The sequence below is a fragment of the Bifidobacterium sp. LH_424 genome, from assembly GCF_056356895.1.
On record NZ_JBKEVC010000001.1, the window covers coordinates 449579 to 471925 of the forward strand.

The 22347-nt window shown below is 67.8% G+C and carries 17 protein-coding genes, 4 tRNA genes and 1 pseudogene; 18 read left to right on the top strand and 4 right to left on the bottom strand.

Translation table 11 applies throughout. The features are described 5' to 3' along the window. Window positions 1-167 precede the first annotated feature (167 nt). The 15 genes and pseudogenes from pflB (at window position 168) to AC1AYP_RS01810 (ending at window position 14061) form a co-directional block, all read left to right on the top strand. Window positions 168-2543, top strand: a complete 2376-nt coding sequence (gene pflB / locus AC1AYP_RS01740; protein WP_476501836.1) for a formate C-acetyltransferase — start codon at window positions 168-170, stop codon at window positions 2541-2543. Window positions 2544-2684: 141 nt separating this feature from the next. Next, a complete protein-coding gene (pflA, locus tag AC1AYP_RS01745; RefSeq protein ID WP_476501835.1) occupies window positions 2685-3563 on the top strand; it encodes a pyruvate formate-lyase-activating protein in 879 nt (292 codons plus the stop codon). Between the two features lie 63 nt (window positions 3564-3626). Continuing rightward, window positions 3627-4277, top strand: a complete 651-nt coding sequence (locus AC1AYP_RS01750; RefSeq protein ID WP_476501834.1) for a DUF3000 family protein — start codon at window positions 3627-3629, stop codon at window positions 4275-4277. Between the two features lie 43 nt (window positions 4278-4320). Next, the gene (locus AC1AYP_RS01755; RefSeq protein ID WP_476546589.1) at window positions 4321-5589 is read left to right on the top strand and encodes an HRDC domain-containing protein; all 1269 of its coding nucleotides are present in this window, start codon (window positions 4321-4323) and stop codon (window positions 5587-5589) included. Window positions 5590-5640: 51 nt separating this feature from the next. Further along, window positions 5641-7008 carry a trigger factor gene (tig, locus tag AC1AYP_RS01760; protein ID WP_476501832.1) on the top strand — a complete coding sequence of 456 codons (1368 nt, stop codon included), beginning with the start codon at window positions 5641-5643 and terminating at the stop codon, window positions 7006-7008. Between the two features lie 151 nt (window positions 7009-7159). Further along, a complete protein-coding gene (locus tag AC1AYP_RS01765) occupies window positions 7160-8461 on the top strand; it encodes a chloride channel protein (RefSeq protein WP_476502024.1) in 1302 nt (433 codons plus the stop codon). A gap of 165 nt (window positions 8462-8626) precedes the next feature. Further along, complete coding sequence (locus tag AC1AYP_RS01770; RefSeq protein WP_101623121.1) at window positions 8627-9241, top strand: ATP-dependent Clp protease proteolytic subunit; 615 nt, start codon at window positions 8627-8629, stop codon at window positions 9239-9241. Window positions 9242-9246: 5 nt separating this feature from the next. Then, window positions 9247-9948 carry an ATP-dependent Clp protease proteolytic subunit gene (locus AC1AYP_RS01775; protein ID WP_476501831.1) on the top strand — a complete coding sequence of 234 codons (702 nt, stop codon included), beginning with the start codon at window positions 9247-9249 and terminating at the stop codon, window positions 9946-9948. 78 nt (window positions 9949-10026) lie between these two features. Then, the gene (clpX, locus tag AC1AYP_RS01780) at window positions 10027-11394 is read left to right on the top strand and encodes an ATP-dependent Clp protease ATP-binding subunit ClpX (RefSeq protein WP_476501830.1); all 1368 of its coding nucleotides are present in this window, start codon (window positions 10027-10029) and stop codon (window positions 11392-11394) included. A gap of 71 nt (window positions 11395-11465) precedes the next feature. After that, window positions 11466-11542: transfer RNA gene (locus AC1AYP_RS01785), tRNA-Arg, on the top strand. Between the two features lie 32 nt (window positions 11543-11574). Next, window positions 11575-11648 (top strand) — tRNA-Arg (locus AC1AYP_RS01790). A 46-nt stretch (window positions 11649-11694) separates the two neighbouring features. After that, a tRNA-Arg gene (locus AC1AYP_RS01795) sits at window positions 11695-11771 on the top strand. A 32-nt stretch (window positions 11772-11803) separates the two neighbouring features. Then, window positions 11804-11877, top strand: a tRNA-Arg gene (locus AC1AYP_RS01800). Window positions 11878-11963: 86 nt separating this feature from the next. Further along, a pseudogene (locus AC1AYP_RS01805) lies at window positions 11964-13256 on the top strand (Na+/H+ antiporter NhaA); the annotation flags it as partial. Between the two features lie 49 nt (window positions 13257-13305). Then, complete coding sequence (locus tag AC1AYP_RS01810; RefSeq protein WP_476546590.1) at window positions 13306-14061, top strand: LOG family protein; 756 nt, start codon at window positions 13306-13308, stop codon at window positions 14059-14061. 13 nt (window positions 14062-14074) lie between these two features. Here the strand turns inward: AC1AYP_RS01810 and AC1AYP_RS01815 are convergent, their stop codons facing one another. The 4 genes from AC1AYP_RS01815 to AC1AYP_RS01830 form a co-directional block, all read right to left on the bottom strand. Next, window positions 14075-14818, bottom strand: coding sequence for a hypothetical protein (locus AC1AYP_RS01815; RefSeq protein WP_476546591.1), 744 nt, complete (start codon window positions 14816-14818; stop codon window positions 14075-14077). A 13-nt stretch (window positions 14819-14831) separates the two neighbouring features. After that, window positions 14832-15503, bottom strand: coding sequence for an O-methyltransferase (locus tag AC1AYP_RS01820; protein ID WP_476501827.1), 672 nt, complete (start codon window positions 15501-15503; stop codon window positions 14832-14834). A gap of 114 nt (window positions 15504-15617) precedes the next feature. After that, the gene (locus AC1AYP_RS01825; RefSeq protein ID WP_476546592.1) at window positions 15618-16568 is read right to left on the bottom strand and encodes a succinate dehydrogenase/fumarate reductase iron-sulfur subunit; all 951 of its coding nucleotides are present in this window, start codon (window positions 16566-16568) and stop codon (window positions 15618-15620) included. Between the two features lie 72 nt (window positions 16569-16640). Further along, a complete protein-coding gene (locus AC1AYP_RS01830) occupies window positions 16641-18572 on the bottom strand; it encodes an FAD-binding protein (protein WP_476546593.1) in 1932 nt (643 codons plus the stop codon). 200 nt (window positions 18573-18772) lie between these two features. Between AC1AYP_RS01830 and AC1AYP_RS01835 the strand changes: the two genes are divergently transcribed. From AC1AYP_RS01835 to AC1AYP_RS01845, 3 genes are all read left to right on the top strand, one after another. Continuing rightward, a complete protein-coding gene (locus tag AC1AYP_RS01835) occupies window positions 18773-19216 on the top strand; it encodes a YraN family protein (RefSeq protein WP_476546734.1) in 444 nt (147 codons plus the stop codon). Beyond that, window positions 19216-20766, top strand: a complete 1551-nt coding sequence (locus AC1AYP_RS01840; protein WP_476546594.1) for a YifB family Mg chelatase-like AAA ATPase — start codon at window positions 19216-19218, stop codon at window positions 20764-20766. The genes AC1AYP_RS01835 and AC1AYP_RS01840 overlap by 1 nt, the downstream gene beginning before the upstream one ends. 123 nt (window positions 20767-20889) lie before the next feature. Then, complete coding sequence (locus AC1AYP_RS01845) at window positions 20890-22344, top strand: DNA-processing protein DprA (RefSeq protein ID WP_476546595.1); 1455 nt, start codon at window positions 20890-20892, stop codon at window positions 22342-22344. The last annotated feature ends 3 nt before the right edge of the window (window positions 22345-22347 follow it).

Genomic DNA, 22347 nt, shown 5'->3' on the forward strand with positions numbered 1-22347 from the left:
CGCCGATTGCGGCAACCGATGGAAACCGGCGCGGAACGGGCGTGTGAACGATAACGCAATGTGAGATATGTCACGCCCGTTTTGCGCCTTTTCCCATTTTCTGGCGGTTACACTGGGAGACAACGACGACGAAGGTGCGTCGGAAGATACAACACCAAGGAGTGGAAATGACAGCTGTTGAATCTGCTGCACTGACCGCGGAAGAGCTCGACGCGAAGGCGTGGGACGGCTTTGAGGGCGGCAACTGGCAGAAGGACATCGACGTTCGTGACTTCATCCAGAAGAACTACACCCCGTACACCGGCGACGAGAGCTTCCTCGCCCCCGCCACCGAGAAGACCAAGCACCTGTGGAAGTACCTCGACGACAACTACCTGGCCGTCGAGCGCAAGCAGCGCGTCTACGACGTGGACACCCACACCCCGGCGGGCATCGACGCCTTCCCGGCCGGCTACATCGACTCCCCGGAGGTCGACAACGTGATCGTCGGCCTGCAGACCGACGTCCCCTGCAAGCGCGCGATGATGCCGAACGGCGGCTGGCGCATGGTCGAGCAGGCCATCAAGGAGGCCGGCAAGGAGCCGGATCCGGAGATCAAGAAGATCTTCACCAAGTACCGCAAGACGCACAACGACGGCGTCTTCGGCGTGTACACCAAGCAGATCAAGGTCGCCCGCCACAACAAGATCCTCACCGGTCTGCCGGACGCCTACGGCCGCGGCCGCATCATCGGCGACTACCGCCGCGTCGCCCTGTACGGCGTGAACAAGCTGATCGCCTTCAAGAAGCGCGACAAGGACTCCGTGCCGTACCGCAACGACTTCACCGAGCCGGAGATCGAGCACTGGATCCGCTTCCGCGAGGAGCACGACGAGCAGATCAAGGCCCTCAAGCAGCTCATCAACCTCGGCAACGAGTACGGCCTCGACCTGACCCGCCCGGCGCAGACCGCGCAGGAGGCCGTGCAGTGGACCTACATGGGCTACCTCGCCTCCATCAAGTCCCAGGACGGCGCCGCCATGTCCTTCGGCCGCAACTCCGCGTTCCTCGACTGCTACATCGAGCGCGACCTCCAGGCCGGCAAGATCACCGAGACCGACGCCCAGGAGCTCATCGACAACATCGTCATGAAGCTGCGCATCGTGCGCTTCCTGCGCACCAAGGACTACGACGCCATCTTCTCCGGCGATCCGTACTGGGCGACCTGGTCCGACGCCGGCTTCGGCGACGACGGTCGTCCGCTGGTCACCAAGACCTCGTTCCGTCTGCTCAACACGCTGACCCTCGAGCACCTCGGACCCGGCCCGGAGCCGAACATCACCATCTTCTGGGATCCGAAGCTGCCGGAAGGCTACAAGCGCTTCTGCGCCAAGATCTCCATCGACACCTCGGCCATCCAGTACGAGTCCGACCGTGAGATCCGCGGCCACTGGGGCGACGACGCGGCCATCGCGTGCTGCGTCTCCCCGATGCGCGTCGGCAAGCAGATGCAGTTCTTCGCCGCCCGCGTGAACTCCGCCAAGGCCCTGCTGTACGCCATCAACGGAGGCCGCGACGAGATGACCGGCATGCAGGTCATCGACAAGGGCGTGATCGACCCGATCCTCCCGGAGGCCGACGGCACCCTCGACTACGAGAAGGTCAAGAACAACTACGAGAAGGCCCTCGAATGGCTGTCCGAGACCTACGTGATGGCGCTGAACATCATCCACTACATGCACGATAAGTACGCGTACGAGTCCATCGAGATGGCCCTGCACGACAAGGAGGTGTACCGCACCCTCGGTTGCGGCATGTCCGGTCTGTCCATCGCCGCCGACTCCCTCGCCGCGATCAAGTACGCCAAGGTGTACCCGATCACCAACGCCGAGGCCAAGAACCTCGAAGGCCACGAGTACGAGTACGTCGAGGGCGCCGATGACGACCTGGTCGTCGGCTACCGCACCGAGGGCGAGTTCCCGATCTACGGCAACGACGACGACCGCGCCGACGACATCGCCAAGTGGGTCGTCTCCACGGTCATGGGCCAGGTCAAGCGCCTGCCGGTCTACCGCGGCGCCGTCCCGACCCAGTCCATCCTGACGATCACCTCCAACGTCGAGTACGGCAAGAACACCGGTTCCTTCCCGTCCGGCCACAAGAAGGGCACCCCGTACGCCCCGGGCGCGAACCCGGAGAACGGCATGGACTCCCACGGCATGCTGCCGTCCATGTTCTCCGTCGGCAAGATCGACTACAACGACGCGCTTGACGGCATCTCGCTGACCAACACCATCACCCCCGATGGCCTCGGTCGCGACGAGGAGGAGCGCATCGGCAACCTGGTCGGCATCCTCGACGCCGGCAACGGCCACGGCCTCTACCACGCGAACATCAACGTCCTGCGCAAGGAGACCATGGAGGACGCCGTCGAGCACCCGGAGAAGTACCCGCACCTGACCGTGCGCGTCTCCGGCTACGCGGTGAACTTCGTCAAGCTCACCAAGGAGCAGCAGCTCGACGTCATCTCCCGTACCTTCCACCAGGGCGCCGTCACCGACTGATTCCCGTCGGAGACCAGCGGCCGCGTGAAGCGGTAGAACGATGAAGGGGTGGGATTCGTCCCACCCCTTCCTTATGCGACAACTGCAACAACCAATACGATTACGATTATTCCGTGCATCACTCGGAACAGGAGGACGACGATGCCCGAAACCCAGTTCCGCACCACCACGCGCCATATGCTGCGCGAATCCAAGACCTACGCCAAGCAGACCCTCATGGGAGGCCTGTCCGGCTTCGAATCGCCGATCGGCCTCGACCGCCGCGACCGCATCGCCGCGCTCAGGTCCGGCGACATCGGCTTCGTCCACTCGTGGGACATCAACACGTCCGTCGACGGCCCGGGCACGCGCATGACCGTGTTCATGTCCGGCTGCCCGCTGCGCTGCCAGTACTGCCAGAACCCGGACACCTGGAAGATGCGCGACGGCAAGCCCGTCACGCTCGAGGCGATGATCAAGAAGGTCGACCGCTACAAGGACCTGTTCAAGGCCACGCACGGGGGCATCACGTTCTCCGGCGGCGAGTCGATGATGCAGCCCGCCTTCGTCTCCCGCGTGTTCCACGCCGCCAAGGAGATGGGCGTGCACACCTGCCTCGACACGTCCGGCTTCCTCAACACGAGCTACACCGACGCGATGCTCGAGGACATCGACCTGTGCCTGCTCGACGTCAAATCCGGCGACGAGGAGACCTACCACAAGGTGACCGGCGGCGTGCTCCAGCCCACCATCGACTTCGGCCAGCGTCTCGCCAAGGCCGGCAAGAAGATCTGGGTGCGCTTCGTGCTCGTGCCCGGACTCACCGACTCCGAGGAGAACGTCGAGAACGTGGCGCGCATCTGCGAGAGCTTCGACGGGGCCGTGGAGCACATCGACGTGCTCGGCTTCCACCAGCTCGGACGCCCGAAGTGGCACGAGCTGCGCATCCCGTACCCGCTGGAGAACCAGAAGGGCCCGAGCGCCGCGCTGCGCGAGCGCGTCGTCAAGCAGTTCGAGGCGCACGGCTTCACCGTGTACTAGATTCGCCCCAAATCCCCGCGTGCCGATGCCCCGAAAGCGCGCGGGGGCACCTACGCTGGAGATATGGCCGACATCTACGCATTTCCCACGGGCGTGAAATCGCGCACCGGGCGTGACGCCGGTCCGGGACTGCCGGGCCGGCCGGCCGGCGTGCCCGACGACGTATGGCATGCGGTCGAATCGGTCCGCGGCATGCGACGCATCGGGGACGTACGCTATCGCGAGATCCCCGTCCCCTCGACGCTCGCCGACTACGGCATCGGCGTCGAACTCGAGGCGGGCACGCGCGACGACGACGCGGGCTTCCCCTTCGACGGCATCACGCCGGGAGGCGTCGCCACCGGATGGATCATGATCCTCTACAGCGCGACGCCGCGCGACGACTGGGGATCACGCTGGCGTTGCGTCGCGTTCGCGCGGCTCCCGCTCGACAACGACGAGGACGACGCGCTCGCCCCCGACCTCTACTGGGACCTCATGTGCGACCATCTCGACGGCGTCGATCCGGACAGCGTGGGCGGCACCGTCACCGTCACGCGCAACACCGCGTTCGGCTCGCTCGGACGCGACGATTCCTCCGGATGCGAGATCCGCGTCTCCTTCACCCCCACGACGTTCGACGGCATGCCGTATGATGCCGGAGCGAGCGTGTCCGTATGGGCCCGCTTCCTCAAATCCACCATTCTCTTCGACGGGGAAACGGACGTTGACTGAACCGAAAGCGGAACCAAGACTGCAATCCAAGCCGCGTGGGGGCGTGCCCCCACTGACCGACACGCCGGAAGGCTACCGACGTGCCTGCGAGGCGTTGGCCGGGGCGTCCGGACCTCTCGCCGCCGACGCGGAGCGCGCGTCCGGATTCCGCTACGGGCACGAGGACTGGCTCATCCAGTTCAAACGCGAGGGGGCGGGCATCGTCCTGCTCGACCCGGTCGCGCTCACCCGCGCCGGCGTCGACTGGAACCGGTTCAACGACGCGGTCGGCGACGCCGTGTGGATCATCCACGACGCGATGATGGACCTGCCGGGATTCGCCGACATCGGGCTGACGCCCCGCGGGCTCTTCGACACGGAGGTCGCGGCGAGGCTCCTCGGACTGCACCGCTTCGGCCTCGCCTCCGTCACCGAGCAGTATCTCGGCATCACGCTCGCCAAGGAGCATTCCGCCGCCGACTGGTCGTACCGTCCGCTGCCGTACGACTGGCGCAACTACGCGGCCCTCGACGTCGAGCTCCTCACCGAGCTCGAGTCGCTCATGCGCGCCGACCTGAAACGCGCCGGCAAGGAGGAGTGGGCCGAGGAGGAGTTCGCGCACATCCTCGCCGAAGGCACGTCCGGCAGGCCCCGCCACGAGCATCCCGTGCCGTGGCTGCGCATCTCCCACATCACCGAGATCAACCGCGACCCGCGCGCCCTCGCCGTCGCGCGCGCCCTGTGGACGAAGCGGGACGAGCTCGCCCGGCTCCACGACATCGCGCCGACGCTGCTGCTCGCCGACTCGTCGATCATCGAGGCGGCGAAGCGCAAACCGCACAACGCGCGCGAGTTCCGTGCCGTGCGCTGCCTCAACGAGCGCGTGCGCATGCACACGGGAGGCGAACAGGACAAGATGTTCGAGCGGTACGCGCCGATCCAGCGCGCCGTGAAGCCCTCCGTATGGAAGGCCGCCATCCAGGAGGCGCTCGACCTGCCCGACGACGAGCTTCCGGTCATGCCGTCGGGCCACGGCGACGCCCGCGGCGGCAGGGACGACGGCGAGGAGACGAACGCGCCGCGCGGCATGCGCATGTGGGAGCGCCGTCCGGAACGTCTCGCCCGGCTCAAGCGCGTGCGGAAGGTCGTCAACCAGATCGCGGAGGACACGCGCACGCCCGCCGACGTGATCATCCGCCCGCAGATCATCCGCAACCTGTGCTGGACCGACGACCCGGCGTCGCGTGACGTGGCGGCCTTCCTCGCGGCGCAGGGCGCGCGCGACTGGCAGGTGAAACTCGTCGCAGCGTCCGTGTCGCGCGTTATAATGTGACGGTTGCCTTCGGGCAGATATAGGAAAAACAACTTTTCAGGAGCGTTTAGCGTGAAGATCAGCGTTCGTAACCTCGAACCCACCAAGGTGAAGCTCACCATCACCGTCGAACCGGAGGAGTTCGACCCGTACCTCGATGCCGCTCGCAAGGACATCGCCAAGCAGGTGAACGTGCCGGGCTTCCGCAAGGGCCACGTTCCGGGCAAGATCATCGACCAGCGTTTCGGCTTCGGCGCCGTCGCCGGTGAGGCCGTCAACGATGGCGTGCCGGAGCTCTACTCCAAGGCCCTCGAGGAGAAGAAGATCCACCCGATGGCCCAGCCGGAGTTCGACGTCGTCGAGGTCCCGCAGTCCGCCAAGGACGAGACCAAGCTCAAGTTCACCGCCACCGTCGAGCGCCGCCCGGAGATCGAGCTGCCTCAGATCGACGGCATGGAGATCGCCATCGCCGCCCCGGAGGTCAAGGATGAGGACGTCGACAAGCGCCTCGAGGCCCTGCGCCAGCGCTTCGGCACCCTGGTCGGCGTGGATCGCCCGGCCGCCAAGGGCGACTTCGCCAACATCGACCTGTCCGCCGAGATCGACGGCGAGACCGTCGACTCCCAGGAGGGCGTGAGCTACGAGCTCGGCTCCAACACCATGCTCGACGGCCTCGACGAGGCGCTCGACGGCCTGTCCGCCGGCGAGGAGACCACCTTCGAGGGCACGCTGGAAGCCGGCGAGCACGAGGGCGAGAAGGCCACCGTCAAGGTCAAGGTCAACTCCGTGAAGGCCGAGGAGCTGCCGGAGCTGGACGACGACTTCGCCCAGGAGGCCTCCGAGTTCGACACGCTCGAGGAGCTCAAGGCCGACATCCGCAAGGCCGCCGGCGAGGACGCCAAGGGCCGTCAGGCCACCGAGGCCCGCGACGCGTTCCTCGCGAAGCTGGCCGAAGGCCTCGAGATCCCGGTGCCGAAGGGCGTCAAGGCCGCCGCGGTCGAGGAGCACCTCAAGGGCCTCACCCCGGATCCGGAGAAGGCCACCGACGAGCAGAAGAAGCAGGCCGAGGAAGGCGCCGAGAAGGAGATCAAGGACCAGATCCTGCTCGACACCCTCGCCGAGAAGATGAACGTCGAGGTCTCCCAGGCCGACGTGTTCAACTTCCTCGCCTCCATCGCCCAGCAGTACGGCATGGACCCGAACGCCTTCATCCAGGCGATCATCAAGAACGGCCAGCTCGGCTCCGCCGTGCAGGAAGTCGGCCGCTCCAAGGGCCTGCTCGCCGGCATGCGCGCCGTCAAGTTCACCGCGAACGGCGAAGAGGTCGACCTCTCCGCGTTCCTCGGTGACGCCGCCGAAGAGGAGGAGGCCGAGTCCGTCGAGGCCGCTTCCGCCGCCGCCGCGGTCGCCGACGAGCTGTCCTCCAAGGACGGCGAGTGAGCATAGCCGCGCGTTAGCGTGATATGACGTATGGAGGCTTGGAACCATCCGGGTTCCAAGCCTCCATTTCGTTATGCCGGTCGTCATGCCGACGATCGGCTCCTTCCGACGAGGGATCCCGGCGCGGCCGGGTGAGGGAGAGAGGATGACGATGCACGAACGGATCCGCATGGATCGCATGGTATGGCTCGTCGCCGCGACGCTCGTTCTGGGCGCGTTGATCGGCGCGGGGGCCGGACTGCTCACGCTGCTGCTGTACGGCGTCGAGCACGTGATGCTCGGCTACGTGGAGAGCGGTGCCATGCCCGGCCCGTTCCACGTGCCGGCCGTGCGCCGCGCCGTGTCCGTGACCGTGGGCCTGTCCGTCGCCGCGCTGGCCTGGTGGCTGCTGCGTACGAAGACCACGAAGGTGCCGTCCGTCAAGAAGGCGGTCGCGGGGGAGCGGATGCCCTGGTGGCAGACCGTCGTGCACGTCGTGCTCCAGATCTTCATCGTCGGATCCGGCGCGTCCATCGGCCGCGAGGTGGCGCCGCGCGAACTCGGCGCGATGCTCGCCCAACGCTTCTGTGACCTGTTCCGCATCGGCGGGGAGGGAAGCGGCGAGGCGGGGCTCGCCGACCGGCGCATGATCGTCGCCGTGGCCGCCGGAGCCGGTCTCGGCGGCGTCTACGACGCGCCGCTCGCCGGCATGTTCTTCGCCGTCGAGATCCTGCTCGCCGATGTGACGATCGAGAAGGTCGGATTCGCGTTGGGCATGTCCGCGACGGCCGCCTACGTCGCCTCGCTCGTCAAGGGCCGCCACACGTTCTACGCCGTGGCGGGCATGACCGCCGACTACACGCCGAGCCTCATGCTGTTCGCGCTCCTGTGCGGCGTGGCCTGCGGCGCGGCGGGCGCGCTGTTCCGGCGGGGTTCCTCGTGGGCGACCGCGCACCAGCCGAACGGCAGGGCGCTGCTGTGGCAGATGCCGCTCGCGGGCCTCGCCACCGGTCTCGTCGCCGTGTTCGCGCCGCAGGTGATGGGCAACGGCCGCGCCGCCGCCCAGCTCGGCTTCGACGGTCTCGCCGCCGGCTCCGGGGCCGGTTCGGCGCAGGTCTGGCCGCTCATCGGCCTGCTGGCTGCCACGTTCCTCGCGAAGGCCGTGACGACGCTCACCACGATCCGGTCCGGCGCGTCCGGCGGCGTGCTCCAGCCCGGCATCGCGCTCGGCGCCACGTTGGGCGCGACGCTCGGACTCCTCTGGTCGTTCGCGTTCCCCGGCGACCCGGTCGGCGTGTGCGCGCTCATCGGGGCCGCCGCGTTGCTCTCCGCCTCCCAGCAGGCGCCGCTCATGGCCATGTGCCTCGTCATGGAGCTCGCCGAGGCGCCCATCGCGCTCTTCGTGCCGGTCGGATTGGCCGTCGCCGCCTCCGCGCTCACGTCGAAGCGGATGCTCGACGCGTGGAAACGGTGAGCGGGGCCGCTCCGCCCGTCCCTGCCCGCCACCGTCCGCCCGGCCGCGCACGCCGCCGCGAACCTGTACGCGTCGAGCCGAAAGCGGGCGCAAATGCGCCGCGCCGTCGCTTGAAGGCGGTAGGCTTGAATACTGTTTATGACAGTATTCGAAATGGAGAATAAGGTGAGCAACACTCTTGCAACCCTCCCGGTCATGGCCGACGACGCACCGGCCGCCGGATTCGCCGACCCGATCTTCAACAGGCTCCTCAAGGACCGCATCATCTGGATGGGTGAAGAGGTCAAGGACGACATGGCCAATCGCATCTGCGCGCAGATGCTCATGCTGGCCGCCGAGGATCCGAAGAAGGACATCTGGCTGTACATCAACTCGCCGGGCGGCTCCATCACCGCCGGCATGGCCATCTACGACACGATGCAGCTCATCGAGCCGGACGTGGCGACCGTCGGCCTCGGCATGTGCGCCTCGATGGGCCAGTTCCTGCTGAGCTCCGGCACCAAGGGCAAGCGCTTCCTGACCTCGCACGCCCGCGTGCTCATGCACCAGCCGTCCGGCGGCATCGGCGGCACCACCACCGACGTGCGCATCAACGCCGAGCTCATCATGGACATGAAGAAGACCATGAGCGAGCTGACCGCCGAACAGACCGGCCACACGGTCGAGGAGATCTACCGCGACAACGAGTACGACCACTGGTTCACCGCCACCGAGGCGCTGGAGTACGGTTTCGTGGACAAGATCATCACCACGCACGATTCGATGACGAAGGGAGAGTGAACAGCATGGCATCCGAGGAAGCGAAGTTCGCCGCACGCGCCGACCGTCTGGCCGGTCCCGCCGGCGTCGTCGGCTTCATGCCGGCCGCGCGCCGCGAAGCCGCGTTCGCGCCGCAGAACCGATACATCCTGCCGCAGTTCGAGGAGAAGACCCCGTACGGCTTCAAGAGGCAGGACCCGTACACGCGCCTGTTCGAGGACCGCATCATCTTCATGGGCGTCCAGGTGGACGACACCTCCGCCGACGACATCATGGCGCAGCTGCTCGTGCTCGAATCGCAGGATCCGAACCGCGACGTGATGATGTACATCAACTCGCCCGGTGGCTCGATGACGGCCATGACCGCCATCTACGACACGATGCAGTACATCAAGCCGGACGTGCAGACCGTGTGCCTCGGCCAGGCCGCCTCCGCCGCCGCGATCCTGCTCGCCGCCGGTGCCAAGGGCAAGCGCCTCATGCTGCCGAACGCGCGCGTGCTCATCCACCAGCCGGCCATCGACCAGGGCTTCGGCAAGGCCACGGAGATCGAGATCCAGGCGCGTGAGATGCTGCGCATGCGCGAATGGCTGGAGAAGACGCTCGCCAAGCACACCGGCCAGTCCCAGGAGAAGATCGCCAAGGACATCGAGGTCGACACGTTCCTCACGGCCGGCGAGGCCAAGGAATACGGCATCGTCGACGAGGTGCTCGAACACCGCCAGTGAGGCGGACGAACCGGGGCCGCCCTGCCGTCTATTCGGCCGGGCGGCCCCTATGCGACGTACGAGGGTGAAGGAGATGCGATGGGGCGTGTGGTGAGCTACGACGACGGCGTGCCGAAGTGCACGTTCTGCGGCAAGACCGAACATCAGGTGCGCAAGCTCGTCACCGGCCAGGGGGCCGCGATCTGCGACGAGTGCATCGAACTGTGCGTTGGCATCATCTCCGAGGAGCGGCACAAGGACGCCGAGGTCAACGCGCTGCAGCTGCCCAAGCCCGTGCAGATCAACGCGTACCTCGACAAGTACGTGGTCGGCCAGCAGGCCGCCAAGCGCGCCCTGTCCGTCGCCGTGTACAACCACTACAAGCGCGTCAACATGGAGCTGGCGGAACGCGCCGGCGAACTCGACGAGGCGCACGGGCGGACGCGCGGCCGTCGCCGCCGCGACCCGCTCGCCGACGTCGAGGTCGCCAAATCGAACATCCTCCTGCTGGGTCCCACGGGCGTCGGCAAGACGTATCTCGCGCAGACGCTCGCCCACGTGATGAACGTGCCGTTCGTCATCACCGACGCGACCACGCTCACCGAAGCCGGCTACGTGGGCGACGACGTCGAGACCGTGCTGCAGCGGCTCATCCAGGCGGCGGACGGCGATGTGTCCAAGGCGGAGCACGGCATCGTCTACATCGACGAGATCGACAAGATCGCGCGCAAAAGTGGTGAGAACACGTCCATCACGCGCGACGTGTCCGGTGAGGGCGTGCAGCAGGCGCTGCTGAAGATCCTCGAAGGCACTGTCGCCTCCGTCCCCACGGAAGGCACGCGCAAACACCGCGACATGGAGACCGTGCAGATCGACACGCGCGGCATCCTGTTCATCTGCGGCGGCGCGTTCGTCGGCCTCGCCGACATCATCAAGACGCGTCTCGGCGCGCGCGAAAGCGGCTTCGGCGCCGCATGGCACGACCATCAGGTGCCGGACGAGGAGCTGCTGAGGCAGGTGGGTGCCGACGATCTCGCCGAGTTCGGACTGCTGCCCGAATTCATCGGGCGCCTCCCCGTCGTCAGCGTGCTCGACGAGCTCGATGAGGACGATCTGGCCGCCGTGCTCACCAAACCGGGCAACGCGCTCGTCAAGCAGTACATGAAGCTGTTCGCCGCCGACGGCGTGGACCTCGCGTTCACACGCGAGGCGGTGCGCGCCATCGCCGCTACGGCGATACGGCAGGGGACCGGCGCGCGCGGGCTCAGGTCCATCATCGAACGCACGCTGCAGGACACGATGTTCCAGCTGCCGAGCATGCCCGACGTGACGCAGGTGATCGTCGACAAGGCTTCCGTCACCGGTGCCGGCGTGCCGAAGATGGTGCGTTCCAGCGAAAGCGTGGACACGCAGGAGCTGCGCCCCGTCACGGCGCGCTCCCAAGGACGGAGGCGGCGCGCGGCGTGACGCGACACGCCGACCTTGCGAATCCGCGGACGATGGGTAATATATGTCGAGTTGCCTGAGCAAGACAACATGCGCCGGTAGCCCAGCGGATTAGAGCAGCTGACTACGGATCAGCAGGTCGCAGGTTCGAATCCTGTCCGGCGCACCACCTCGGACCGCACGAGGTAAACCAAGCGGTATGCGCGAGTAGCCCAGCGGATTAGAGCAGCTGACTACGGATCAGCAGGTCGCAGGTTCGAATCCTGTCTCGCGCACTCGTCACGGATGATTCCGTGGCATTGATAACCGAATATTCGGTATGCGCCGGTAGCCCAGCGGATTAGAGCAGCTGACTACGGATCAGCAGGTCGCAGGTTCGAATCCTGTCCGGCGCACCACCTCGGACCGCACGAGGTAAACCAAGCGGTATGCGCCGGTAGCCCAGCGGATTAGAGCAGCTGACTACGGATCAGCAGGTCGCAGGTTCGAATCCTGTCCGGCGCACGATAAAGCCCCTCTCATGCATGTGACAGGGGCTTTTCCAATATCGGCCGGACGAATCATGAACGGCCATGATCCGGGGAGGACGCATGACGAACGGCAGCAGCACCCGCGGCAGGGGAGTCGGTCGCAGGGGAGTGTGGGGCACCATCCGCCACATCGCCGCATCCGACCGCCTCTCCGGACTCATCATGCTGTCCTTCGCGTTCCTCGGCCTCATCCTCGCGAACCTGCCGGCCACCGCCCACGCGTTCGAGATCATCGCCGAAACGCATATCGCCGTGCCGCGCACCAACCTCGACCTGCCGATCGGCCACTGGGCGCAGGACGGGCTGCTCACCATCTTCTTCCTCACCGTCGGCCTCGACCTGAAACAGGAGCTCACCACCGGTTCGCTCGCCAACCCGAAGGCCGCCGCCGTGCCGATGCTGTGCGCGGTGGGCGGCATGGTCACGCCGCCCATCCTGTTCACCGCCGTCACCGCGCTGCTCGCGCAATACGGGCCGGGCCCCGCGGGTTCCCTCGTGCTCACCACCACGGGCAGCGAGATCCCGTTCGCGGAGATGGCGCGCGGCTGGGCCGTGCCCACCGCCACCGACATCGCGTTCTCGCTCGCCGTGCTCGCCATCTTCGCCAAAGCGCTGCCCGGCGCGATCCGCGCGTTCCTCATGACGCTCGCCACCGTCGACGACCTGCTCGCCATCATCCTCATCGCCGTGTTCTTCTCCGCGCTCAACGCGTGGTACTGGTTCATCGGCATCGCCGCCTGCGCGGCCGTCTGGGCGGCGCTCGTGCGCATGCGGCGCGTGCCGTGGCCGCTTGTCGCCGTCGTCGGCGTCCTCGCCTGGGTGATGATGTTCGAGGCGGGCGTGCATCCGACGCTCGCCGGCGTGCTCGTCGGCCTGCTCACCCCCGCGCGCGAGGTGCACGGCGAGACCACGCCGCGCGCCGACCGGTACGCAGGCAAGCTCCAACCGTTCTCCGCGCTGCTCGCCCTGCCCGTGTTCGCCCTGTTCGCCACCGGCGTGCACTTCGAATCGCTCACGCCCGCGCTCATGCTCTCGCCGATCGTCATCGCGCTGATCGTCGCGCTCGTCGTCGGCAAGCCGCTCGGCATCATGACCACCGCATGGCTGTCCACCCACCTGTTCGGCCTGAAGATGGCGAAGGGGCTGCGCGTGCGCGACATGTTCCCCGCCGCCTGCGCGTGCGGCATCGGCTTCACCGTCGCGTTCCTCATCGCCTCCCTCGCCTACGACAATCCGGAGTTGTCCGCCGAGGCGCGTTTCGGCGTGCTCGTCGGCTCGCTCATAGCCGCCGCCATCTCAGGCGTGCTGCTGAGCCACCAGTCGAAGCGCTACGAACAACACGATGCGCGCAAGGCTGCGTCGCGCGTCTGACCTTGCGGCCGGCGCGTTAGAATCGTGCGGTATGAGCAATGACAACGACGCGGACGCGCCCCTGGGACAGACCTACCATCGCGGACCGATCATCATGCGCGGGGACATGATCCCCGACGACAACACCACCGCCAACCTGCTGAGGCCCGACGACGGCACCGGCTGGCTGCACATGGACCCGTGGCGCGTGCTGCGCATCCAATCCGAATTCGTCGACGGCTTCGGCGCGCTGGCCGAACTGGGGCCCGCGGTCGCCATATTCGGCTCCGCTCGCACGCGTCCCGACGACCCCGCCTACGAGGCGGCCCGCCACATGGGCGAACGGCTCGCGCAGGGCGGCGTGGCCGTGATCACCGGGGGAGGCCCCGGCATCATGGAGGCGGCGAACAAGGGCGTCGCGCTGGCCGGCGGCAAATCCGTGGGCCTCGGCATCGAACTGCCGCACGAGCAGGGCATCAACGACTACGTGAACCTCGGCATGAGCTTCCGCTACTTCTTCGTGCGCAAGCTCATGTTCGTGAAGTACTCGTCCGGCATCATCGTCTGCCCGGGCGGCTTCGGCACGCTCGACGAGATGTTCGAGGTGCTGACCCTCGTGCAGACGCACAAGGTGGACGGCATGCCGGTCGTCCTGGTCGGCAAGGCCTACTGGCAGGGCCTGTTCGACTGGCTGGAGGGGCCCGTCAAGGAGCACGGCATGATCTCCGGCGTCGATCCGCGGCTCGTGACGATCACCGACGATCCGGACGAGGCCGTGCGCGTGGCCACCGGTGCAATCCGAGGATAAGGCCGTCGACCGGCTATCCGCGGAATCGGACGTCGTCGCGCGGGTCGCTTCCGATCCGATACGTCCAGCCGAGCAGGAGCGGCGAGAACACGATGAAACGGTCCGATACGAGCGTCAGCAACGGCAGGACGAGGAACAGGACGAACGACAACAGGTTCGGACCATGCACCAGAACGCCGAACACGCCGACGAGGACCATCACGGCGGGGAAGACGAGAAGCCGTATCAGCCGGCCACAGGCGAGACGCGCGGATGACGCCCCGGTCGATTCGTCGATTCTCGTCATGACGATGTCGGCGGGCCGGCCGGGGTCGATGCCGCTTCGGCAGCAGGCCGAGAAGATCAGGATGCCGGCCACGAAACACGATATGGTCACGGGGATGACGATGTACCAGTGTTCGCCGATCCACGGGAGCGCGGTCAGATACGCGAGGTTGAAGCGTGCCGGTGCCGACCATAGGTACAAGAGCAGCAATATCGTCAGCCATCTGACGACACCGGCCGACAGACCGATCGATGCGGGCGACGATCCGACCGGCTCGCCATGCCTCGTCCGGATGCTCTCCGGCAGGTTCTCCCAATCCCAGATGCGATGCCGGTTGGCCGCATTGGGGAACAGGTCCGGCATATACAGGCGCGGATCACGCGGATCCGAATAATCCATCAGCCAGTCCCTGCCATGCATGCGGATCCTGTACCAGCGGACGTCGAGCCGTTCGGCCGAGTCCACGGGCCAATGATCGTATCCGTCTGTCATGGGATGTGCCGCGTCACAGCTTCGAGGCGATGAGCAGGCCGGTGCCGGTGGGGGTGAGGACGGTGCGGAAGCGTTCGTCGGATTCGACCGTGTCGAGCATGGCGCGCATCGCCGTCGCCTTCTCGCTGCGATCGGCAGGGTCGAGCACGCCGCCCGAGTTCATGCCGTCGTAGAAGGCGAGCATGTCGGTGAACACGATGACGCCGTGGGCGCGCAGCAGTCGCGGCGCCTGTTCGAACGACGCCGCGTAGTTGACGGCGTCGCCGGCCACGACGATCATGTCGTAGTCGCCCGCGTTGAGACGCGGCAGGAACACGCCCGCCTGCGCGTTCACCGCGCGCAGCTTCGTCGCCGTGGAATCCTGCACCACGTCGAACGCCTTGCGGATCACGCCGATTCCCTTCGCCGAGGAATCCACGGCGGTGAGCTGACCCGTGCCGTCGAGGCCGCGCACCAGCTCCAACGTCTCCATCACCGAACCGGTGCCCACCACGATCACGGATTTCGCGCCGGTCAGATGGGCCAGCATGGACAGGGCCTCCGACTGGGCGGCCGAGCCCTGCGGCATGCCCGCCTTCTCGGTGGCGGCCCGGATCTGGGCCATCGCCGGCGTCTGTCGGGAAAGCGCGTGATCCTCCACGAACCCCCACGCCTGCGCGAGATTCGTGTACTGCGTCCTATCCATGAACCTGTCCTTTATCGTCCTCTGAAGTCATCGTGTGGAATCGCCGTCATGAACCATCATGGACCATGACGGGCCGGCCGGCGGCCGCCTTCCACGGGGCCGTACCGCTCGGGGTCAGCGCTCGCGCACCTTGGCGACGATCTGCCACATCTCCTCGCCGACGTCGATGCCGCGCGGGCATTGGCGCGTGCAGGCGCGCACCGACTGGCACGCGGCCACGCCGTCCGCCGTGTCGATTGCGTCGAGACGGTCCATCGTGATCGTGTCGCGCGAATCGTTGACGAAGCGGCTCGCCCAGATGAGCGCCGCCGGGCCGATGAACGCGTCGCCGCCGGCGAACACGGGGCAGGAGCCTTCGCACACGCCGCAGGCGATGCAGTTGCTCAGCTGCTCGTATTTCGCGAGCTCGTCCGGGTGCTGCAGGTATTCGAACACGTCCACCTTGCCCTCATGCGTGGTGGCGAGCACGCCGTCCGCCTCGAGATACGGCTTGAGCTTCCTGATCTGGTCGAGCATCGGATCGATGTCGGCGATGAGGTCGCGTTCGACGGGGAAACCGGGCAGCGGGCCGAGTTCGATGACGCCGAGGTTGCCGGATTCGGGAAGAGCCGTTCCGTCCGCCACGGCCGTATCCATCGCGTCGTCGCCGGTGCGGCGGAATCCGTCGTCGTCCGTCACGGGCAGGCCGTTCGCCGGCCTCACCCAATCCTTGAGCGTGGCCGTGCACAGCAGGTTCGGCGTGCCGTTGATCGCCACCGCGTCCGAACCGCACATGCCGTGGCCGCACGAGTAGCGGAAGGCGAGCGTCGGGTCGACGGTGCGTTTGATGGCCAGCAGGCAGTCGAGCACCGTGTCCTCGGGGCGGGCGGGGATCGTGTATTCCTGCACCCACTGGCGGCCGCGGGGGCGACGCCGTGCCGGGGCCGCCGACCCGCCGCCGAACGGCGAGCTCTTGCGCGTGCGCGCGAACGGGCTGCCGCCGCGCGCACGGTCGCGTTCGCGTTCGGGGCGCGGCGTGAAACGGTTCACCTTCAACGTCACCGTCGTCACGTTCGAATTCGTCATGCGCGCGCCTCCTCAATCGGTCTCAAAACAACTCTCCATTGTGACATAAGCCGTGGCCGGACAGGCCGTGACTCAGTATTCACGTTTCTTCGGCGGCACGTCGACGATGTGCACCGGCTGCCATGAGACACGGCCCGAGACGTCGGTCATCGAGTGGGCGAGGAAGCGTTCGTCGTCGCGTTCGGGGAAATCATTGCGCTTGAGCGAGCCACGCGACTCGTGGCGGGCGTCGGATGCGGCGAGCACGACGCGCGCCAGTCCGATGAGATGACGCACCTCCCAGATGGCGGTGACTTCCTGGTTGAACGCGGCCGTCTTGTCGTGCGCGGCGAGCGCCCCGGCGCGCGGGGCGAGCTCGCCGTCGATTGTGCGCAGCGCGGCTTCGAGACCCGCGGCGTCGCAGCGCACGGCGGCGGCGCGTTCCATCGCCTGGCCGAGGTCGGCCATGAGCCGGTACGGGTTGTCGTCGGCGTCGCCCGCGGCGTCCGTGCCGTCTCCGGTGCCGGCTTCGTCCGTGCGCGGCGTGAGCAGGTCCTTCAGCTCGCCTTCGCGCGCGGCCGAGGCGGCGTCCACGGCGGCGGCGATCGCGTCGTCCGTCTCCTGCACGTCCGGGTCGTCCGCGGCCATCGGATCGTCGACCGGATGTTCGGCGATGCGCGCCGCCAGCGTGCGGCCGGCGCGCGTGCCGAACAGGCAGGCGTCGAGCAGCGAGTTGCCGCCGAGACGGTTCGCGCCGTGCACGGACACGCACGAGCATTCGCCGGCCGCGAACAGGCCGTCGACCACGGCGCGCGCGCCGGCCGTGCCGGCCGTGCCGTCGGCGTCGCCCGCGTTCCAGCGATACACTTCGCCGTCCACGGTGATCGGGATGCCGCCCATCGTGTAGTGGGCGGTAGGCTTGATCGGCACGAACGACTTCGACGGGTCGATGTCCGCGTACTTCTCGATGGTCTCGACCACCTGCGGCAGCACGGCGCGCATATGCTCCGGGTCGATGCCCGTCATGTCCAGCCAGACGCAGTCCTTCGGACCGTCCGGATCCTTCGGGTCGGCGACGCCGCGGCCCGCGTCGATCTCCGCCATGATGGAGCGGGAGACCACGTCGCGCGCGGCCAGATCGGCGTGGCCGGGCGCATAGCGTTCCATGAACGCCTCGCCGTCCGCGTTGCGAAGCACGCCGCCTTCGGCGCGCGCCGCCTCGGACAGGAGGATGCCCGTATGCGCGAGGCCGGTCGGGTGGAACTGCACGAACTCGACGTCCTCCAGCTGCAGGCCGGCGGCGAGCGCCAGCGCCATGCCGTCGCCGGTCAGGTCCCATGAGTTCGACGTGGTGTGGAACAGGCGTCCCGCGCCGCCGGTCGCGAACAGCACGTTGTGCGCCTTGACCGCGTGGATCTTGCCTGTATGCGTGTCGAGGGCGACGACGCCGGCCGCCTTCGCGCCGTCATCGGCCAGCACGAGGTCGGTCACGTACCATTCCTCGGCGAACGTGACGCCGGCGGCCACGCACTGCTGCCACAGGGCGTGCAGGATCTGGTGGCCGATGCGGTCGGCCGCGTAGGCGGCGCGCTTGACCGGGGCGCCGCCGAATTCGCGCGTGTGCCCGCCGAAGCGGCGCTGCGCGATGTGGCCGTCTTCGGTGCGGGAGAAGGCGACGCCGCCGCGTTCCAGGTTGATGACCGTCTCGGGCGCGTATTCGGCGAGCAGACGCGCCGCGTCCTGGTCGACCAGCCAGTCGCCGCCCTTGATGGTGTCGTAGTAGTGCCAATGCCAGTCGTCGGCCTCGATGTTGCCGAGCGAGGCGGCGATGCCGCCTTCGGCGGATCCGGTGTGCGAGCGCAACGGCTGAAGCTTCGAGATCACCAGGATCTTCGGGTCGACGCCGTCCTCCCTCATCCGCGCGATCTCGGGGGAGCGGAGCGCTCCCAACGCGGCGGACAGGCCGGCCGCGCCCGCGCCGACGATCACCGCATCGTACATTTCTTCCAACTGCTTCGGACTCATATCACACCATTGTTCCATAAGGGCGGACTTAGACGGCCTTTTTTGTCAAGGCTCCTGCCGAATGGTGGATAACCCGTCCGCCATCCACACGCCGTCCACAACACGCCCGGCGGTGGGGGCTCTTTCCACAATTCCCGGCGGGACGGCCGCGGAACCGCGTGGACGGGCACAGTGGACGCATGGATACCACAGCATTGCAGATGGCGCCGCCGGAGGCCCTGACGTCCGGTATTCCCGCCCCTGAGCCGCTTGGCCGGATCGCCGAACGGCTCAAGGACGGCACGCTCGCCACACGCGCGTTGGGCGCGCTCGGCGAGGACTACGCCGCGGCATGGCTCGCGGAACGCGGATGGACGGTCGTCGACCGCAACTGGCGATGCCGCTATGGCGAGCTCGACGTCGTCGCCCTGTCGCCGGAACGGCGGATCGTGTTCGTCGAGGTGAAGACGCGGCGCAACATGAAGCATGGGCTGCCGCAGGAGGCGGTCACGTACACGAAGCAGGCGAACCTGCGCCGCGCGGGCGTGCAGTGGCTGCTCGAGCCGGGGCATCGGATCGGCCACACGGGCGTGCGCTTCGACGTGGTCACCGTGGTCGTGCGCGGCGGCCGTCCGCTCGTCCACCATATCCCGGGGGCGTTCTGATGGCGATCGGCAACGCGCTGTCGGTCGGGCTGATCGGATTGAAGGCGTTCATCATCACCATGCAGGCGTTCATCAGCCCGGGCCTGCCGTACTTCTCAATCATCGGACTGCCGGACGCCTCGCTGTCCGAAGCGCGGGAACGCGTCAAATCCGCCTGCCAGGCGACCGGATTCCATTGGCCGGAGACGCGCGTGACCGTGAACCTGAGCCCGGCGAGCATGCCGAAACGCGGCTCGTCGCACGATCTGGCCATCGCGGCCGCCGTGCTCGGCGCCGCCGGCGCGATCCCGCACGAATGCCTCATCGACTCGGTCGTCATGGGCGAGGTGAACCTCGACGGCACGGTGCTGCCGATCAACGGCGTGCTGCCGATCCTCCTGCACGCGCGCGAGCGCGGCGTCAGGCAGGTGATCCTGCCCGTCGGCAACCTCGAGGAGGCTCATCTGATCGACGGGGTGGACGTGCTCGGCGTGCGTCACGTGGGCGAGCTCATCGAACTCATGGGCGGCACCGCGCGCTACCGGCTGCCGGACGAGACCGCGGTCGGCGGCGGAGCCGGGGAGACGGGCTCGTCGCAGGACGGCGAGCCGGCGTGGGCGAGGATCGGCGACATGGCCGACGTGGTCGGGCAGGAGCAGACGAAATGGGCGTTGGAGGTGGCGGCAGCCGGCGGACACCACATGATCATGGTCGGGCCTCCCGGCTCGGGCAAGACGATGCTCGCCTCGCGCATGCCCGGCATCATGTGCCCGCTGACCGACGCCGAACAGTTGGAGGTGGCGTCCATCCGCTCCCTGTGCGGCACGCTCAACGCCTATGGCATCAGCGACGTGCCGCCGTTCGAGGCTCCGCACCATACGTCCTCCACGGCGGCGCTGGTGGGCGGCGGCAGCGGATTGGCCGAACCCGGGGCGATCACGCGCGCCCACCGCGGCGTCCTGTTCATGGACGAGGCGCCCGAATTCTCGGCGCGCGCGTTGCAGACGTTGAGGGAGCCGTTGGAATCCGGGTACGTGGCGTTGTCCCGTTCCAAAGGCACCGCCTACTATCCCGCCGCGTTCCAGCTCGTCATGGCGGCGAACGGCTGCCCGTGCGGCATGAGCTACGGCACGGGGGAGCGCTGCGTGTGCACGCACAAGGAACGGCAACGCTACTTCGGCAGGCTCTCCGGGCCGATCCTCGACCGCATCGACATCCAGGTGGAGGTGCCGCCCGTGCCGCGCATCATCGGCGGGGAACGCTACGAGACCGGGCCGACCAGCGCGCGGATACGGCGTCGCGTCGTCCAGGCGCGTCGCGTCGCCGCCGAACGCTACCGGGCTCACGGGTGGACCTGCAACGCGCAGGCGTCCGGCACGTGGATGCGCGAGCACGTCTCCCCGCAGGCGCTCGAACCGGTCAACCGCGCGCTGGAGACGCAACGGCTGAGCCTGAGGGGCGCGGACCGGGCGCTGCGCCTCGCCTGGACGCTCGCCGACCTGGCCGGACGGACGTCCCCCGGCCGCGAGGAGACCCTGCAGGGCATCGCGCTGCGCACGCGGCTGATATGAGCGTCCCCGCGCGGGGCGCCTACGGAAAGGAGCCGGCAATGGACGGCATCGCAACACAACCGACGAATCACACGTATTACACGGATTCCATGGAAACCATGGGATCAATGGAAGGACACGGCCATGGAGACACCATATTCCTTGACGACGCGGCGCTACCCGCCGCCCGACCGGGAGACGCTGGCACGTGCCACGCTCACCTACTGCCTCGACGGGGCGGACGCGATCATGTACGCCACCATCAAAGGGGCGGGCAGCGGGACGGAGGCGCTGAGGCTCATCATCGGGTCGAGACCCGGCAACGCCGGCGCGGCGGCGGGGGTGGCGAGGAGCGGACTCGACCACGTGTTCGCCGTCGGCCTGGCCAGATGGGGCGGTAGGGTCACGCCGCAGGGCATGCGCGCGTTCCACAAGGCGCTCGCCGGATGGCATGCGCGCCTCGACACCCTGCCCACCCTCGACTGGGAGCATCTCGCCGGTTGGTTCACGATGGACGGCGCGCAATGGATCATCGGCCCGGCCAGCCCGTACTGGCCGCACCAGCTGCAGGATCTGTCCACACGCCGCGACTGGGCGTCGCCCCTCTGCCTGTGGGGCGTCGGCGACGTGCGCGCGCTCACCAGCTGCGCGAAACCGGTCGCCGTGGTCGGTTCGCGCGGCGCCACCAACTACGGGCGCACCGTGGCGCGCGAGACCGCGACACGCGTCGCGGCGGCCGGCCATCTCATCGTCTCCGGCGGGGCGCTCGGCACCGACGCGGCCGCCCATTGGGGCGCGCTCGCCGCCATGGACGGCGTCGGCGACGCGAGCGACGTCGGGCGCACCGTCGCCGTGTTCGCGGGCGGGCTCAACCACATCGGCCCCTCCACGAACCTGCCGCTGTTCGAACGGATGGTCGGACAGGGCGGTGCGCTCATCAGCGAACTCTGCCCGGGCACCATCCCCGAGGCGCGACGGTTCCTGCTGCGCAACCGGATCATCGCGGCGCTCGCCTCCACCGTCGTCGTCGCGCAGGCGAGACTGCGCTCCGGTGCGCTCAGCACCGCCAACTGGGCGAACGACCTCAACCGGGAGGTGATTGCCGTGCCCGGCCCTATCACCATGCCGCACAACGCCGGATGCAACCGGATCATCGCCGACCATCAGGCCATGCTGCTCGCCTCTGTCGAGGAGATCGACGAGCTCGTCCACCCGGCGCACAAGCCCGAGCTGGGAGAGGAACCGTGGCGGATACCGGGAGCGGCAGGGGACGACGGCGCGGACGGAGACGGGAACGACGACAGGGCGCCCGGACCCGCGGGCGATGCGGGAGAGGAAACCGCAGCCGACGGCGACACGGCCGCGGAACGGGAGGATGCGCTCGTCGCATCGCAACAGGCCGTACTGACGGCCATCCGCTCATGCAGGCGACGGCACGTGCCCGTCACACCGGACGCACTGCTGGAACGGCTTCGTGAGGATGATCCGGACGCCGGCATGCCGCGGCTGCTCGCCGACCTGGGCGAACTGGAGGCGCTCGGCCTCATCCGCCGCGAACAGGGGGAGGTGCGACTGGTCCGAGGAACGGCGGGAACGTGACGG

What these genes read in the sequence shown, in the direction of transcription:
- pflB (WP_476501836.1), top strand. Translation starts at nt 168, where the DNA reads ATGACAGCTGTTGAATCTGCTGCACTGACCGCGGAAGAGCTCGACGCG.
- pflA (WP_476501835.1), top strand. Translation starts at nt 2,685, where the DNA reads ATGCCCGAAACCCAGTTCCGCACCACCACGCGCCATATGCTGCGCGAA.
- AC1AYP_RS01750 (WP_476501834.1), top strand. Translation starts at nt 3,627, where the DNA reads ATGGCCGACATCTACGCATTTCCCACGGGCGTGAAATCGCGCACCGGG.
- AC1AYP_RS01765 (WP_476502024.1), top strand. Translation starts at nt 7,160, where the DNA reads ATGCACGAACGGATCCGCATGGATCGCATGGTATGGCTCGTCGCCGCG.
- AC1AYP_RS01775 (WP_476501831.1), top strand. Translation starts at nt 9,247, where the DNA reads ATGGCATCCGAGGAAGCGAAGTTCGCCGCACGCGCCGACCGTCTGGCC.
- clpX (WP_476501830.1), top strand. Translation starts at nt 10,027, where the DNA reads ATGGGGCGTGTGGTGAGCTACGACGACGGCGTGCCGAAGTGCACGTTC.
- AC1AYP_RS01810 (WP_476546590.1), top strand. Translation starts at nt 13,306, where the DNA reads ATGAGCAATGACAACGACGCGGACGCGCCCCTGGGACAGACCTACCAT.
- AC1AYP_RS01815 (WP_476546591.1), bottom strand. Translation starts at nt 14,818, where the DNA reads ATGACAGACGGATACGATCATTGGCCCGTGGACTCGGCCGAACGGCTC.
- AC1AYP_RS01820 (WP_476501827.1), bottom strand. Translation starts at nt 15,503, where the DNA reads ATGGATAGGACGCAGTACACGAATCTCGCGCAGGCGTGGGGGTTCGTG.
- AC1AYP_RS01825 (WP_476546592.1), bottom strand. Translation starts at nt 16,568, where the DNA reads ATGACGAATTCGAACGTGACGACGGTGACGTTGAAGGTGAACCGTTTC.
- AC1AYP_RS01830 (WP_476546593.1), bottom strand. Translation starts at nt 18,572, where the DNA reads ATGAGTCCGAAGCAGTTGGAAGAAATGTACGATGCGGTGATCGTCGGC.
- AC1AYP_RS01835 (WP_476546734.1), top strand. Translation starts at nt 18,773, where the DNA reads ATGGCGCCGCCGGAGGCCCTGACGTCCGGTATTCCCGCCCCTGAGCCG.
- AC1AYP_RS01840 (WP_476546594.1), top strand. Translation starts at nt 19,216, where the DNA reads ATGGCGATCGGCAACGCGCTGTCGGTCGGGCTGATCGGATTGAAGGCG.
- AC1AYP_RS01845 (WP_476546595.1), top strand. Translation starts at nt 20,890, where the DNA reads ATGGAGACACCATATTCCTTGACGACGCGGCGCTACCCGCCGCCCGAC.